Source organism: Flavobacterium saccharophilum, assembly GCF_900142735.1.
Lineage (GTDB): Bacteria > Bacteroidota > Bacteroidia > Flavobacteriales > Flavobacteriaceae > Flavobacterium > Flavobacterium saccharophilum.
Genome location: NZ_FRBY01000008.1, coordinates 54,931 through 72,127 on the forward strand (window position 1 = coordinate 54,931; position 17,197 = coordinate 72,127).

8 protein-coding genes are annotated in these 17,197 nt (G+C 35.0%); all 8 read left to right on the top strand.

Annotated elements, in window-relative coordinates; translation table 11 throughout:
- The first annotated feature begins 53 nt into the window (after window positions 1-53).
- The 8 genes from amaB (at window position 54) to BUA98_RS22050 (ending at window position 17,029) form a co-directional block, all read left to right on the top strand.
- Window positions 54-1,607, top strand: coding sequence for an L-piperidine-6-carboxylate dehydrogenase (gene amaB, locus BUA98_RS22015; protein ID WP_072976150.1), 1,554 nt, complete (start codon window positions 54-56; stop codon window positions 1,605-1,607).
- A 157-nt stretch (window positions 1,608-1,764) separates the two neighbouring features.
- Window positions 1,765-1,929 (top strand): hypothetical protein, encoded by a 165-nt coding sequence (locus BUA98_RS22425; RefSeq protein WP_159433483.1) that lies wholly within the window; start codon window positions 1,765-1,767, stop codon window positions 1,927-1,929.
- Between the two features lie 126 nt (window positions 1,930-2,055).
- Entirely contained in the window at window positions 2,056-4,062 is a 2,007-nt protein-coding gene (locus BUA98_RS22025; protein WP_072976152.1) for an MGH1-like glycoside hydrolase domain-containing protein, read from the top strand.
- A 45-nt stretch (window positions 4,063-4,107) separates the two neighbouring features.
- Complete coding sequence (locus BUA98_RS22030) at window positions 4,108-6,243, top strand: beta-galactosidase (protein ID WP_072976153.1); 2,136 nt, start codon at window positions 4,108-4,110, stop codon at window positions 6,241-6,243.
- 34 nt (window positions 6,244-6,277) lie between these two features.
- Entirely contained in the window at window positions 6,278-8,575 is a 2,298-nt protein-coding gene (locus BUA98_RS22035) for an aminotransferase class III-fold pyridoxal phosphate-dependent enzyme (RefSeq protein WP_072976154.1), read from the top strand.
- Window positions 8,576-8,666: 91 nt separating this feature from the next.
- A complete protein-coding gene (locus tag BUA98_RS22040; protein WP_072976155.1) occupies window positions 8,667-11,618 on the top strand; it encodes an FAD-binding and (Fe-S)-binding domain-containing protein in 2,952 nt (983 codons plus the stop codon).
- 187 nt (window positions 11,619-11,805) lie between these two features.
- Window positions 11,806-14,010: an alpha-galactosidase gene (locus BUA98_RS22045; protein ID WP_072976156.1), complete on the top strand. Its 2,205-nt coding sequence runs from the start codon at window positions 11,806-11,808 to the stop codon at window positions 14,008-14,010.
- Between the two features lie 280 nt (window positions 14,011-14,290).
- On the top strand, window positions 14,291-17,029 hold the full coding sequence (locus tag BUA98_RS22050; protein WP_072976157.1) for a substrate-binding domain-containing protein: 2,739 nt from the start codon (window positions 14,291-14,293) through the stop codon (window positions 17,027-17,029).
- Window positions 17,030-17,197 lie beyond the last annotated feature (168 nt).

The following is a 17,197-nucleotide window of genomic DNA, read 5'->3' on the forward strand; positions in this document are numbered from 1 at the left end:
ATAGTACCCTGCTTTTTTACAAATGCAGCATAACAAATTAATAAAAAGTCGAAATGACAACAACAGAAATAGGATTCGGAATTAAAGAAGCTTTAGACCAATTGGGTATAAAGGAAATTAACGAAGGAACTTCAACAGGAATAAACAATTTTTCAAACGGAGAAATTTTAGAGAGTTATTCTCCGGTCGATGGAGCATTAATTGGGAAAATTAAAACTTCGACCGCCGCAGATTATGAAAAAGTAATGGAATCAGCGACAGCTGCTTTCAAACAATTCAGACTAATGCCAGCACCACAACGTGGAGAAATCGTGCGTCAGTTTGGTGAGAAATTGAGAAAAAACAAAGAAGCTTTAGGTAAACTGGTTTCTTATGAAATGGGAAAATCGTTGCAGGAAGGTTATGGTGAAGTTCAGGAAATGATCGACATCTGTGATTTTGCAGTTGGTCTTTCACGTCAGTTACACGGTTTGACAATGCACTCTGAGCGTCCTGGACATAGAATGTACGAACAATATCATTCTTTGGGAGTTGTTGGAATCATTTCGGCATTCAACTTTCCGGTAGCAGTTTGGGCGTGGAATACTGCTTTGGCCTGGATTTGCGGTGATGTTTGCGTTTGGAAACCTTCTGAAAAAACACCTCTTTGCGGAATTGCATGCCAAAATATTATTGCTGAAGTTATCAAAGAAAACAACCTTCCGGAAGGAATTTCTTGCTTAATCAATGGCGATTATAAAATAGGAGAATTATTGACAAGTGATAAACGTGTGCCGTTAATTTCAGCTACAGGTTCTACTCGTATGGGTAAAATTGTCGCGCAGGTAGTTGCTGGACGTTTAGGAAATTCATTATTAGAATTAGGTGGAAACAATGCCATTATTGTAACCCCGGATGCAGATATTAAGATGACTGTGATTGGTGCCGTTTTTGGTGCCGTGGGAACAGCCGGACAAAGATGTACTTCAACGCGTCGTCTGATCATTCACGAAAGTATTTATGATAAAGTTAAAGATGCGATAGTTTCTGCTTACAAGCAACTTCGTATCGGAAACCCATTAGACGAAAAGAACCATGTAGGTCCGTTAATCGACAAGCATGCGGTTGAAATGTATAATCAGGCGCTGGAAAAAGTAGTTGCTGAAGGAGGAAAAATTCTCGTTGAAGGCGGCGTACTTTCAGGAGAAGGTTACGAAAGTGGCTGTTACGTGAAACCTGCAATTGCTGAAGCTGATAATACCTTTGAGATTGTACAACACGAAACTTTTGCCCCTGTATTGTACTTATTAAAATATTCAGGAAGTGTTACAGACGCAATTGAAATCCAAAATGGCGTAGGACAGGGATTATCATCTGCAATTATGACCAATAACTTAAGAGAAGCGGAACTATTCTTATCAGTTACAGGCTCTGATTGTGGTATTGCCAATGTAAATATAGGAACATCCGGTGCTGAAATTGGCGGTGCTTTTGGTGGAGAAAAAGAAACAGGCGGAGGAAGAGAGTCAGGCTCTGACGCGTGGAAAGTTTACATGCGAAGACAAACGAATACAATCAACTACACTACGAGTTTGCCATTAGCACAAGGAATAAAATTTGATTTATAGACCCCGGAACAGGTCTGTAAAAAAAAATAGAATAAAGAGAACACCGTAGTTTATTTGGTCAATGTTTTTTTCGGCATTGACCAGATAAATTGCCTGCATAAACTAAAAAACAAAAAAAGAAAACAAGAAAAAAAATTAATCAAAACTATTAACCAAAATGAAAAAACTATTAATCAGGAAACTAAATTTTATTCCTTTACTGTTATGCTTGTGGTTGCCAACCATCAACTTTGCACAAGCACAAAAAACAATTTCAGGAAAAGTCACGGATGAAAAAAATAACTTTTACCCAATTCACTTAACAGAACTACAAACCAATTAGTAATGTAAATGATTTTAATTTAAAAAGAATAGCCTATATTTCTTGGGCTATTCTTTTTATGTAAAAAAATCTTCCATAAGGAGAAGTAGAAATTGAAGTAAAAACACATCATAAAAACAAAATAACATGGGCAAAAAGAAAATACTTTTTATTCTTGCACCCTTTTTTGTACTGCAGTTTGGTTGGTCTCAAAAAAGTTTCCCAAACTTAGAATCCGCCAAAAACAGTATTAATTATAAAGGAAACCCAACAAATGCTACAGACAGAAAATCATTAGCTTTCTCAGATAAAGGTGCGTGGTTTGCATTCGGATTTTTAGAATCATCAGAAGTTAAGGCAGGATTTTCAGGACCTTTTTTAATGACAGAACAAAACGGGGTTTGGTTAAGTCCTTCCTTTGTTGCTTTAGAATTAAAGGACGAAAATAAGCAGGAAGTCATCAATTGGAAAAGTGCATTAATTGATCAAAATAGTTACAATAGCCATTTAGAGCAACAATTTAAAAATGACAAAGTAGAAATAAACCAACAGTTGGTATTTTTATCCGGTCATTCAGCATTACAAAAAACAAGCATTACTAATAAATCAGGAAAAATGATAACCCTTTTTCCGTCTTATAATGGGAACATTTTTTTAGATGATTTACAATTGTCTCAAGAAGATAAAAAATTAAAAATCGTTTCTGTAAAAAGTACAGCGACAGGCTACATTCAGTTCTTAAATAGTAACCCTGAAATTGAAATCACCAAACAAGGATACAAAGCTCAGACAGAAAAACTGGTATTAAAACCAAATGAAACTAAAGAGATTGTAGTGGCTCAAACTTTTATTTTTGCTCAATATTCATGGAAAAATGAAAATGAAACCATTGCAAAAACAGTTTTCAAAACATTGCTTAACAAAACGCAAAAAGAAAAAGAAAGACATTTAGCAGAATTAATAGCCAATAAGAAAAGCATTTACAAAGATGCAGTGTATTCTGATTTGGTTGCAAAATTGGTTTTAACTTTACAAAACAACACCAGAATTGCTGCTGAAGGATTAAAGCACGGAGGCCTTTTTCCAAGTTACAATTACGAATGGTTTCATGGTTTTTGGGCTTGGGACAGTTGGAAACATGCTGTTGCCGTAGCCAATTATGATTCGGAATTGGCAAAAAATCAAATGCGTGCCTTATTTGATTATCAGGAACCAAACGGATTCATTCCGGATTGTATCTACAGAAATAATCTTCTGGAAGAAAACAATTACCGAAACACGAAAGCACCGCTTGCTGCATGGGCAATCTGGAAAATTTATGAAAAAACGAAAGACGTTAATGTCATAAAAGAGTTTTATCCAAAATTAAAATTATATCACAATTGGTGGTATAAAGACCGTGATCATGATCAGGATGGTCTATGTGAATTTGGTTCAACTGACGGAACTGTGATCGCTGCAAAATGGGAAAGTGGAATGGACAATGCCGTTCGTTTTGATGATAGTAAAATTCTGAAAAATGGAGAGAAAGCCTATTCATTAGATCAGGAAAGTGTAGATTTAAATTCGTTTCTATATGCTGAAAAGGACTATTTAAATAAAATGGCTGCCGTTTTAAAACTGACGGAAGAAGCTAAAAAATGGAAAGACGAAAGTGTAACGCTAAAAGCTAAAATTCAAAATCAGTTTTGGGATGGCGCAACGGGTTGGTTTTATGACACTACAATCGACGGAAAAACATTGATTAAAGCAATGGGATGCGAAGGATATTTACCAATTTGGGCTGAAGTTGCTACGGCCGAACAAGCTAAGGCTGCTAAAGTCAATATGTTAGATACAAACTCACTAAACACTTTTGTTCCTTTACCAACATTGGCCGCAAATCATCCTAAATTTAAGCCGGAAGGAGGCTACTGGAGAGGACCGGTTTGGCTTGATCAAAGTTATTTTGGAATCAACGGATTAGAAAAATACGGATACACAAGCGAAGCAAATGAATTAGCGCATAAACTGATTTACAATGCAGAAGGAGTTTTAGACAAAGGAACTTCAATTAGAGAAAATTATCAGCCGGTTACGGGAAAAGGATTAGAAGCCTACAGTTTCAGTTGGTCTGCCTCTCATTATTTAATGCTGCTTTTACAAGACAAATAGTCAAACTAATTTCTAAATTTGATTAATACAACAATATTAAAAAGTATGTTCAACCAAAAAATATCGTTAACAAAAATAGTTTTAACAGGCTTGCTTATTGCAAATTGCAGTTCTACGCTTGTTTTTTCTCAAAGTAAAAAAACTACTGCTACGGAAAAGAAAGATCCACAGCGTTTTTTCCCGAAACAAGATTTAATGCAAATTGGGGTTTATTATTATCCGGAACAATGGCCAAGAGAGCAATGGGAACGTGATTTAAAAAATATTAAAAAGTTTGGATTTGAATTCACGCATTTCGCTGAATTTGCCTGGACTTATATGGAACCTGAAAAGGGAAAGTATGATTTTAAATGGCTCGATGATGCTTTGGCTATAGCCGAAAAAGAAGGATTAAAAGTTATTCTTTGTACGCCTACGCCAACTCCTCCGGCATGGATGGGAGAGAAATATCCTGAAATCTATCTGGTTGATGCCAACGGTCGTCGCAGAGAACACGGAAATAGAGCCAACGTATCTATTACAAATGAAAAATACCGAGAATTTACCGATAAGATTGTAGCCGAATTAGGGAAAAGATACGGTAAGAATAAAAATATTATGGGTTGGCAAATCGATAATGAACCCCTGGGAACTGCCGATTTTAGTCCTTCTGCCCGTAAAGCCTTTCAAACCTGGCTTAAAGCTAAATATGGAACAATAGAAAAGTTAAATACCGAATGGGTTGGGAATTTCTGGAGTACGAGATATAATAATTTCGAACAAATTGTTTTGCCAAATGCCGAAATGTATTCTGAAGATAAATTAAGCCCACATGCGGTTTTAGATTTCAAAAGATTTACTTCGGATGCACAAGGAGAATACTTAAACAGACAAGCAGAAATACTTCGAAAATACACAGATCCAAAACAATGGATTACAACAAATTTTACCAATGTAATTTATGATGCCGATCCAAGAAGTGCAGACAAAATGGACTTTATCACCTACACTATGTATCCGGTAAGCGGTCAAAATCCTTTGGGCGGAGATAGTTTTAGAATGGGTTCTCCAAGTAAAATTTCAGAAGCAAACGATTATTATAGATCGATAAGTGGTGTTACAGGTGTTATGGAATTGCAGCCGGGACAAGTAAATTGGGCCAGTATCAATCCACAATTACTTCCGGGAACAGTTCATATGTGGCTTTCACAAGCTTTTGGTGGCGGTTGTTCTTTTACCTGTACGTATCGATACAGGCATCCGCTTGGAAGCAGCGAAATGTACCACGACGGAATAGTAGGAACAGATGGTGTTACGCTTTCTCAGGGAGGAAAAGAATTTGTACAATCGATTGAAGACATGAAAAAGCTTCGTAAAGAGTACGATCCGAAAGCAGTAATACCTCAGGAAATTGCAAAGAGAAAAACAGGTTTTTTATGGAGTCATGAAAATCTTTGGGATTTAGAAAATCAAAAACAAACCAGATTTTGGAACACCTGGAAACATAGAAATACTTATACTGCCGCCGTTAAATCAACTGGTGCGCCAATGGATTTTATAACCGAAGGAGATAATTTTGATGAGTATGCTTTTATTGTGGCACCGGCTTATCAGCTAGTAGATCAAAAACTGGTAGCGAAGTGGCAAAAATATGTTGAGAATGGAGGAAATTTAATTCTATCCTGTCGCACAGGCCAGAAAGATAAAAACGGTCATTTCTTTGAAGCAAACTGGAACGCTCCAATTGTTCCGTTAATTGGTGCAGATGTTGACTTTTTTGATATGTTAGTTGCAGATGTAAACGGCACTATCAAAGCGGGAAATAACAGTTATAAATGGAATACCTGGGCAGATATATTGACTCCAAAAGCAGGAACAGAAGTTTTAGCAACTTACGATGATCAGTTTTACAAAGATAAAGCGGCTGTTGTTAGCAGAAAGTTAGGAAAAGGAACCATTACCTATATTGGTGTCGAAAGTAATGATGGCGCCTTAGAAAGAGAAGTGGTTCGTACTGTTTACTCTCGTGCTAAAGTAGCCATTGAAGATTTGCCAAAAGGAGTTTTTATAGAATGGCGTGATGGTTTTTATGTGGGAGTAAATTATACAAATGAGCCTGTAAACTTATCAGTTCCTCAAGGAAGTAAGATATTGGTGGGACAAAATCCGCTACAGCCGGCACAAGCTATAATTTGGAAATAAAATAAAAAGACAAAAACAATTTAATATAATACCAATGACTTTTTCAGAAGAAACAATTCAGGGTTTAGTAAAAGAGCATTACGGATTAAATGTAACCGTAAAAGCATTAAATGGGTATGATGAATTAAATTTTCTTTTATCGAATGAAAAAAATGAAAAATACATTCTAAAAGTATCAAATGAGAGTCATCCGTTTCCTTTTCTGGAAGCGCAGATTAATATTATCCAGCATCTTAAAAAAAGCAATATTTCAGATTGTTTTCAGCACTTTAGCATCAATAAACAGGGAGAAGAATTAACTAAAATAATAAGAGATTCTAAAACCTATTATATAAGAATACTAAACTTTTTAGAAGGTACTTTTTGGGTTGATGTAAAAGAAAAAACAAGTGAATTACACCATAATTTGGGCTCTTTTTTGGGCAGTATGGATCATGCGTTACACGATTTTTCTCATCCTGCTATGCACCGCAGTTATACGTGGGATATCAGCCGCGCCAGTGAAGCAGGTGATAACCTAAAACATATTCTGAACCATGAAAAAAGAAGAATTGCCGGTTATTTTCTGTTACAGTTTGACACAGAAGTAGTACCGGAAATTCATCGCTTAAGACATGCTTATATTCATAACGATGCCAATGACTATAATATATTAGTACAAGGAAATCGTATTAGTGGTTTAATTGATTTTGGCGATATGGTTTATACTGCATTAGTCAATAATTTGGCGATAGCCTGTACTTATGCCATGTTGGATGAAGAAGATCCGCTGACTGTTGCTGCATCGATTGTGGCAGGATATCATAAAGCATACGCACTTCAAGAGAAAGAATTAGATTTATTATACTATTTAATTGCGGGAAGACTTTGTATAAGCGTAACACAATCGGCTTATAATGCGTCATTAGATAGTAATAATGAACATCATTTTATTACCGAAAAACCAGCCTGGAATTTGTTGTATAAATTAATCGAAATTAATCCAATCAAAGCGCAGGATGTCTTTAGAAAAGCTTGTGGTTTTACCGGATTAATCAATAATGATGATTACAGCGATTTACTTGAAGTTCGAAAAAAGAAAATTGGTCGAAATTTGAGTATCGGTTACAAAGACAAATTAAAAATTGTGAAAGGTGCTTTGCAATATTTGTATGATGACAAAGGAAGAACCTTCGTAGATTGTGTTAATAACCCTTCGCATGTTGGGCATTGTCATCCTGTAGTAGTTCGAAAAATGCAAAAGCAAATTGCAACTTTAAACACCAATACAAGATATTTAAACGACGCTATCACTGAGTATGCAGAAAAATTAACTGCTACATTACCGGAAAAACTAAGTGTTTGTTACTTCGTGAATTCGGGTAGTGAGGCTAATGATTTGGCAATAAGAATGAGTCGTCATTTTACCAAACAAAAAGATATTATTGTTTTGGATCACGCCTATCACGGAACTTCAACCGTGGCGATGGAAATGAGTCCGTATAAATTTGATAGTAAAGGTGGTTCTGGAAAAATGCCCTGGATACACAAAGCGATTAATCCTGATTTGTATCGCGGACCTTATAAATATGGCGACACAAAAGCAGGTGAAAAATACGCTGCTGATGTACAAAGAATTATTGAAGACTTAAAAAAGGAAGACAAAGCACCAGCCGTATTTATCTGCGAAACGTTATTAGGAGTTGGAGGTCAGATTCCGTTACCGGAAAATTATTTAAAAACGGCTTATGACTATGTCAGAGCGGCCGGAGGTGTCTGTATTGCTGATGAGGTTCAGGTTGGTTTCGGAAGAATTGGAGATCATTTCTGGGGATTTGAATTGCAAAATGTAGTTCCGGATATTGTAGTTTTAGGAAAGCCAATCGGTAATGGGCATCCATTAGCAGCTGTAATTGTAACTGAAGAAATTGCTGACGCTTTCAATAACGGGCTGGAATATTTTAACACCTTCGGAGGTAATCCTGTTTCCATGACAACAGGATTGGCAGTTTTAGATGTTATTCAGGAAGAAGAAATGCAAAAACATGCCTTAGAAGTTGGAAATCATTTAATGAACGGGCTTAAAGGTTTAATGGCAAAATATCCAATTATTAGTGACGTTCGCGGACATGGATTGTTCATTGGAGCCGAAATGGTAAAAGACAGAACAACTATGGAACCTGCCGTTCCTGAAATAGACATTGTGGTGGAAAAAATGAAAGCAAACGGCTATTTACTAAGTACCGACGGGCCTTTGCACAATGTTTTAAAAATAAAGCCTCCAATGACATTCAGTAAACAAAATGCGGATGAAATGGTAAGATTATTAGATATCGCTTTAAGCGAATTGTAAAAGAAATGTCGTCACAAAGGCATGAAGTTTAAGAACAAAACCTTGGCGACTTTGCGCCTTTGTGGCGAAATTTATATAATAAAGTATTAAAATGAATGATAATAATATCCTTTCCAAGAGTTCTATTAATCTTGAAGGTTTAGAGAAACAATTAGAAGGTAAATTATTTTACGATCACACCATGCGTTTGCTCTACGCAACAGATGCCAGTGCTTATAAAGAAATGCCTTTGGCGGTAGCGATTCCGAAAACAAAAGAAGATATTCAGAAAATTATCGCTTTTGCAAGAGAGAATGGCAGTAGTGTGATACCTCGTGCAGCCGGAACTTCGCTTGCAGGTCAGGTGGTTGGAAACGGAATTATAGTTGATATTTCACAAGAATTCACCAAAATTATATCGGTAGATCAGGCTAACAAATCAGCCTGGGTAGAGCCGGGAGTAATTCGCGATGAATTAAATCTCCATTTAAAATCTTATAAATTATTTTTTGGCCCGGAAACGTCAACCAGTAATCGTTGCATGATTGGTGGAATGGTCGGAAACAATGCCTGTGGCGCAAGATCTGTTATTTATGGATCTACACGTGAGCATTTATTAGAAATTAAAGGTTTTTTGGCTGATGGTAATGAAGTCACCTTTGGTTCTTTGACCAATGCTGAGTTTGAAGATAAATGCAACGGAATTAATGTCGTGAGCCCTTTAGAGCAAGCTATTTATGTTCAGGCAAAAGAAATATTATCTTCTGAAAGTAACAGAGTTTTATTTGAAGATAATTTTCCGAAGAAAACAATTCCGAGAAGAAATACAGGTTATGCCTTAGATTTATTGGCGGATGCTATGCCTTTTTGTAATTCTGATGAAAAGTTCAACTTTTGTAAATTAATTGCAGGATCTGAGGGAACTTTATTCTTTTCCACCGCTATAAAATTAAATTTAGTTGATGCTTTAAAACCTTATGCAGCTTTGGTTTGTGTGCATTTTGAAAGTATTAATGAATCGCTTAAAGCGAATATAGAAGCTTTGAAATTTAATCCGGATAGTGTTGAGTTAATTGACCATTATATCTTGGAATGTACCAAAGAAAATATCGAACAAAGCAAGAATCGTTTTTTTGTAAAAGGAGATCCTCAGGCCATTTTAGCAGTTGAATTTTTAAGAGATTCACAAGAAGAAATTGATGCTGTTGCAAAGGAAATGGAAGCTTTGATGCGTTCTAAAAACCTTGGTTATCATTTTCCGATTGTGTACGGTGATGATACTAATAAAGTCTGGACTTTAAGAAAAGCAGGTTTGGGGTTATTGTCTAATATTCCCGGCGACGCAAAAGCCGTTGCTGTAATTGAAGATACTGCCGTAGATGTTAATGATTTACCGGAATTTATCGAAGATTTTAATGCAATATTAAAAGAAAGAAATTTAAACTGTGTTCATTATGCGCATGCAGCCACGGGAGAATTACACCTTCGTCCCATTATTGATTTAAAAACCAAAGAGGGAACAGCACTCTTTAGAACCATAGCGACAGACATAGCGCATTTGGTAAAAAAATATAAAGGTTCTTTAAGTGGAGAACATGGTGACGGAAGACTTCGAGGAGAATTTATTCCGCTGATGTTAGGTGAAGAAATTTATCAATTGTTTATTCAGATAAAAGAAGTTTGGGATCCTTGGGGCGTTTTTAATCCGGGTAAAATTGTGAATACACCACCTATGGATTCTAGCTTAAGATACACAGCTGGTCAGGACACGCCAATGCCGGAAACGTATTTTGATTTCTCTGAAAATAACGGAATCCTACGAGCTGCCGAAATGTGCAATGGCTCCGGAGATTGTAGAAAAACAGAGAAAAGCGGCGGTACCATGTGTCCGAGTTATATGGCAACGCGTGATGAAAAACATACTACCCGTGCAAGAGCCAACATTTTAAGAGAAACCATTACAAACTCAAAAAAAGAAAATAAGTTTGATGACGAAAACCTTCTGGATGTACTTGATTTGTGCTTAAGTTGTAAGGGCTGTAAATCAGAATGTCCTTCGAATGTGGATATGGCAAAGCTAAAAGCTGAAACATTACAACAATATTATGATAAAAATGGAGTGAAATTTCGCTCGAGATTAATTGGGAATACGCCAAAAATAAACCATTTGTTTGCTTCGATTCCCTGGGCTTATAATTTATCTACTAAAGGTTTATTAGGGAATATCATCAAAAAATCAACTGGTTTTGCAACACAAAGAAAGTTGCCTTTAATGCATAAAACTACTTTTGCTAAATGGATGAAAAATTACATTCAGGAAGGAGATTTTATAAATGGTATAGTATATCTGTATAATGACGAGTTCCTAAATTATTATGATGTAGAAATTGGTCAGACAACGGTTAAACTTCTGAATCGTTTGGGGTATTTGGTTGAAATTCCTAAAATAGGTATAAGCGGAAGAACCTATCTTTCAAAAGGAATGCTAAAAGAAGCTAGAGAAATTGCCGAACAAAATACTCAGGATTTTGAGAAAGCTATTCCCGAAGATGGAATTTTAATCGGAATTGAACCTTCTGCAATATTAACTTTCCGTGATGAATATCCTGATTTATGTCGTGGAGACTTAAAAGCAAAAGCAAAATTATTTGGAACAAAAACTTTTTTAATTGAAGAGTTTTTAGCCAAAGAATTAGAAGCGGGAAGAATCTCCTCTGATAGCTTTACGGATAAAATAGAAAGAGTTAGAATGCACGGACATTGTTTTCAGAAAGCTTTATCGTCATTGGTTCCATTAAAAAAAATCTTAACGTTACCAAAGAATTATACTGTTCTGAATATTCCAAGTGGCTGTTGTGGTATGGCAGGATCTTTTGGTTATGAGAAAGAACACTATGATATCTCGATGAAAATAGGAGAATTGGTTTTGTTTCCAGCCATCCGTTCTGAGCAACAGGCGACATTGATTTCCGCATCAGGAACAAGTTGCAGGCATCAAATTGCAGATGGCACAGGCCGGAAAGCACAACATCCTGTAGAAATACTTTATGAAGCTTTAAAGTAATTTTTAGTATTCAATTAGCTGCGGACGAAAGTAACGTATATTGTTAAAAAAATTAAGTTTTTTCTATTTTTGAAGATATTTAGGATTTGATTCCTATTTTTATTTCTTAAAGAAGTCTCGATAATATAATATAGAGCTTCTTTTCTAAATAATGTTTATCAACTAAAGAAGTAATAGATATACTTAAATGAAAAAACAATTTATAACGTTAAAGAGCTCTTTCACGGTAGCTCTTTTTGTTCTAACAGGCTATTCCAGTACGATAACCGCACAACAAATTATCTCAGTAAAAACAAAAAGCAATGCACTTATTTTGCAGGTAACTTCGGGAAAAGAAGTGAACACTATTTATTTGGGAGAAAAACTGGCAAACGATTTTGAGTATGAAAAGATTCAGGGTCAGTTTCGTCAGGGGACAGATTATTCAGGTATTTATAATGCAGCTTATACTCCATCAGGATCTAAAAACTTACTAGAACCTGCAATTTCTGTAACACATAGTGATGGGAATACGTCATTAGATTTATTATATGTAGCGCATAAAACAACAACTGTGAGTGCCGGAATTTCGCAAACAGAAATTACCCTAAAAGACCCTGTTTACCCTGTTGAGGTTCATATGTTTATTCAGGCGTTTTATGACACTGATGTTATCGAACAATGGACCACCATTCAGCATAGCGAAAAAGCAAATATTACTTTAAATAAATATGCTTCAGCAAATTTATATCTTAAAGGATACAGTAATTTTTGGCTAAACCAATATCATGGTGAATGGGCAAGAGAAATGCAGCCTGAAGAAACAAAACTGACACACGGAATTAAGGTTTTAGATACAAAACTAGGTTCCCGCGCTAATTTATTTCAGCCTTCGGTATTTATGGTTTCTTTAGACAAACCAGCTACAGAAGACGAAGGAAAAGTTTTGTTTGCAGGTCTGGAATGGTCAGGGAATTTTAGAACTGATTTAGAATTAGATCCTTTAAATAATCTGCGTATTATCTCAGGTATTAACAATGCTGCTGCAGCTTATTCATTGCCTAAAAATGAAGTTTTTACAACACCAAAATTTTGGTACACCTTATCATCAAAGGGAAAAGGATATGCAAGTCGTAATTTACACGATTGGTCAAGAAATTATAAAATATTAGACGGAAAAGGAAGTCGCATGACATTGCTGAACAATTGGGAAGCGACTTATTTCAACTTTGACGAAGATAAACTTAAAGTACTTATTGCCGATAGTAAAAAATTGGGTGTAGATATGTTTTTATTGGATGACGGATGGTTCGGAAACAATTACCCCCGTAACAATGACAATGCAGGTTTGGGAGATTGGGAGGTAAATAAAAAGAAATTGCCAAACGGAATTGGAACTTTAGTGAAAACGGCTAAAGATAATCAGGTAAAATTCGGAATCTGGATTGAGCCGGAAATGGTAAATCCTGCTAGTGATTTATATAAAAAACATCCGGAATGGGTTATTAAACAACCGGCAAGAGCAGAGCATTATTTCCGTAATCAGTTAGTTTTGGATCTATCGAATCCAAAAGTACAGGATTTTGTTTACGGTATTGTAGATAATCTTTTTACCGAAAACCCCGAATTGGCTTATATCAAATGGGATTGTAATGCTGTAATTTATAATGCGTACTCCAGTAATCTAAAAGACAAGCAGAATAATTTTTACACGGATTATGTAAACGGACTGTATAAAGTATTAGAACGTATTCGTGTAAAATATCCAAAAGTGCCCATGATGCTTTGTTCAGGTGGTGGAGGCCGAGTAGATTATGCAGCGTTGAAATATTTTACTGATTTTTGGCCAAGTGACAATACGGATCCTTTAGAGCGTGTATACATCCAATGGGAATACTCGTATTTTTATCCTGCACTTACCATTGCTGCCCATGTTACCGATTGGGGAAAACAACCTATTAAATACCGCACTGATGTTGCCATGATGGGCAGATTAGGTTTTGATATTGTGGTTAAAGATCTAAACGAAAATGATTTAGCTTTTACCCAACAAGCTATAAAAAATTATAATGTACTAAGTAATACAATATGGCAGGGTGATCAGTATCGTCTGCAAAGTCCGTGGGATAATGATGCCGCATCGGTAATGTTTGTCAATAAAAATGGAAATGAAGCAGTGGTATTCAACTATTCTGTTAACTCCAGATATGAAGCGGGAACACATCTTCCAATTAAATTAAAAGGATTACAGTCAGACTTAAATTATAAAGTAGAAGAAATTAATGTTTATCCAGGTAAAAAAGCAGCCGTACAAACTGCCGTTTATTCAGGTGATTTTTTAATGGAGATTGGGATTAATCCAAATGTAACAGCATCAAATAGCAGCGTTGTATTGAAAATCACAAAGAGCTAGAATAAATTTCAATTTATAAAGCAGTTAGAAAATTATTAAAGACAAAATAAAATGTTTACCGATCAAAACTTAAGATATTAATTTTAAGTTTTGATTGGTAAACATTTATTCTTTAAATATACTGCACCAAATTTGTACACATTAAATAAAAGTTTAATTTTACTTTTTCAAGTAGATTTCCTTCTTGCTTGTCATAAAAAATAATCCTTCCTAATTATTTTGACAATCGTTGTTTCAAGAAGATAGTTTCGAAATTCATTTTCATTAAACTCAAAATCCCATGTGTCAATTTGTAAAATATATTTTGATGCTTTTTTTGGCATCCCTAATTTTAACTTCCTGTAAACAAAAGCAAGGAGATAAAATCAAAGTCGGGTTTTCTCAGGCCATGACTACCGACGACTGGCGCAAGCAAATGAACAGCTCTATAAAGATTGAAGCTTCGCTACGACCTGAAGTTGATCTGACTATTAAAGACGCTAATAATAATATCGAGAAACAAATTGAAGATATAGAACGATTTATCTCTAATAAAGTAGATGTTATTATTGTATCTCCAATTCAGTCAAAACCGCTAACAGCAGTAGTAGAAAAGTCGATAAAAGCCGGTATTCCGGTTCTTGTTGTAGATCGTAAAATTGATGGAGAAAACTACACCGCTTATCTTGGAGCAGACAATATTGAAATTGGCAGAATTGCTGCCCGATATATTATTTCGCACAGTAAAGGTTCAGGTAAAATTATTGAAATTACGGGAGCAAGCGGCTCATCTCCTGCGTACGAGCGCAAACTTGGGTTTGACCAAATCATTAATGAAAACAAGCGTTTCCAGATTAAAAATACGATTCAGGGTGATTGGGAAGGAGAATCTGTGAAAGCACCTTTGAAAGCGATTCTTTTGCAAAATCCAGATATTGAATACATTTTTGCTCATAACGATCGTATGGCATTAAGTGCTTGGGAAACAGCTAAAACTGTTGGGTTAGAAAATAAAATAAAATTTATTGGTGTTGACGGTTTAAATACACTGAATGGAGGTATAGACCTAGTAAAAAGTGATGTTTTAGCGGGCACTATTTTATATCCGACAGGAGGAAACGAAGCATTGAAACTAGCCCTGAAAATATACAATAAAGAACCTGTCGCTAAAAATAATATACTGAATACCATTGTAATTGATGAAAATAATGCAGAGATTATCGAAAATCAAATGGACAAGGTTGATCAGCAGCAAGCAGTCATTGAGTCACAGCAAGGAGCAATAAATGTACAGGAAAGAGAATATGCCTCACAGAACAATCTGGTTCGATTACTGAGTTTTTTCTTAGTGATTATTTTAAGCCTGACTATTTACAGTATTTATTCGACCATTTCCATTTCAAGAAAGAAAAAACAGCTCGAAAGAATTAATCAAACTGTAATTGATCAGAATAATGAAATTCAGGAAATGGCAAAAATTGCAGGGAAAAGCAATGAAGCTAAATTAAACTTCTTTACGGGACTTTCGCATGAATTCAAAACTCCTATAACATTAATTATGAGTTATGTGGAGTCATTAATTGAAAACGAAAAAATTAAAGGAACGGCACTTATTGATGAAGTAAAACTAATTCATAAGAATTCAAATCGATTACTTAGATTGATAAATCAATTGCTGGATTTTAGAAAAATTGAGGAGCAAAAATTTACTTTAAGAGCTTCTAATACTAAAATCTATGATTTTACAAATGAAGTAATGACTAATTTTAAAGGTGAAGCTGCTCGTAGAAATATTGATTTTCAGCTTATTTGCAAAAACAAAAACCTGGAACTCTTTATCGACAGAGGACTCATGGATAAAGTGTATTTCAATTTGCTTTCCAATGCTTTTAAATTTACTCCCGATAACGGAAAAATTAGTATTTCGATTATAGAAAATCAGGATAATACAGTTAAAATTAGTTTCAAAGATTCCGGAATTGGAATACCGGAAAATGAATTGTCAAATGTTTTTAATCCCTTTTTTAGAGCATCAAACAATAATAAGAACAGTTCAGGAATTGGGCTTCATCTCTCAAAAGAATTTGTACTATTGCACCAGGGAACAATCGAATTAAAATCGAAACAAGGAAGCGAATTTGTCATTACTTTATTAAAAGGTGTCAGTCATTTACAGCCTTCTGAAATGATTAATAAAGGTGAAAATCTAAATACAGCGGCAAATCTAATAACAGACAATTTAGATATAGACATTGATTTAAATGAAGTAAATGTAATTTCTGAATCAGAAAAGCATACGCTTTTAGTTATAGAAGACAATGTCGATTTGGTTACCTTTTTAAAGGCCAAATTATCCGGTGAATACATAGTCCATACTTCTGACGGAAGTGATGCTATTGCAAAAGCAATGGAAATTGTTCCGGACATTATCATTTGTGACATTAACCTGGTTGACAAAGATGGTTATGAAATTAGCAAAGAATTGAAAAAGGATTTGCGTTCGTCACATATTCCAATCATTATTTTAACAGCTCAAAGCAATAAGGAATCTGTTTTGAAAGGCCTACAAAGCGGAGTAGATCAGTATATTACAAAACCTTTTAGTCTTTCTATTTTAAAACAATCTATTTCGGGTTTACTTTTCAACAGAGAAAAACTTCGTTACTATTATACCAATAATATATATCGCATTGAGCCTGAGTCTAAATTTGGCAATCAGGAACAGTCCTTTATTACTAAAATGAATGATATTATTAAGAGTAATGTTGAAAACCCTAAATTTTCGGTTGAAGATTTAGCGGATAGACTAGGGGTCTCAAGAGTTCAGTTGTATCGAAAAGTAAAAGCGATTATCGGAATCAACATTAGTGATCATATTAATAATGTAAAATTGGAGAAAGCTGCTGAGCTTTTAAAGGCTAATAATATGAATATTTCTGAAATTGCGTACTCACTTGGATTCTCTTCACCAAACTATTTTTCTACAGCTTTTAAGAATAAATTTGGAATTTCACCAAAGGAATACAAATCTTCCAATTGATATAGGTTTAAAATTGATACAAATTAGGTATCAATTTTAAACCTAATGTAACAAAATCGAAACTACACGGTTTTCGTAAATAAAATTTAAACTCTGTAAAGCCTTGTAAATAAGGCTTTTGTTGTTTAAATGTCAATCTATCAGTATTTATAGAATTAAATTGTAACA

Coding starts and splice junctions, on each gene's coding strand:
- amaB (WP_072976150.1), top strand. CDS start 54: ATGACAACAACAGAAATAGGATTCGGAATTAAAGAAGCTTTAGACCAA.
- BUA98_RS22425 (WP_159433483.1), top strand. CDS start 1,765: ATGAAAAAACTATTAATCAGGAAACTAAATTTTATTCCTTTACTGTTA.
- BUA98_RS22025 (WP_072976152.1), top strand. CDS start 2,056: ATGGGCAAAAAGAAAATACTTTTTATTCTTGCACCCTTTTTTGTACTG.
- BUA98_RS22030 (WP_072976153.1), top strand. CDS start 4,108: ATGTTCAACCAAAAAATATCGTTAACAAAAATAGTTTTAACAGGCTTG.
- BUA98_RS22035 (WP_072976154.1), top strand. CDS start 6,278: ATGACTTTTTCAGAAGAAACAATTCAGGGTTTAGTAAAAGAGCATTAC.
- BUA98_RS22040 (WP_072976155.1), top strand. CDS start 8,667: ATGAATGATAATAATATCCTTTCCAAGAGTTCTATTAATCTTGAAGGT.
- BUA98_RS22045 (WP_072976156.1), top strand. CDS start 11,806: ATGAAAAAACAATTTATAACGTTAAAGAGCTCTTTCACGGTAGCTCTT.
- BUA98_RS22050 (WP_072976157.1), top strand. CDS start 14,291: ATGTGTCAATTTGTAAAATATATTTTGATGCTTTTTTTGGCATCCCTA.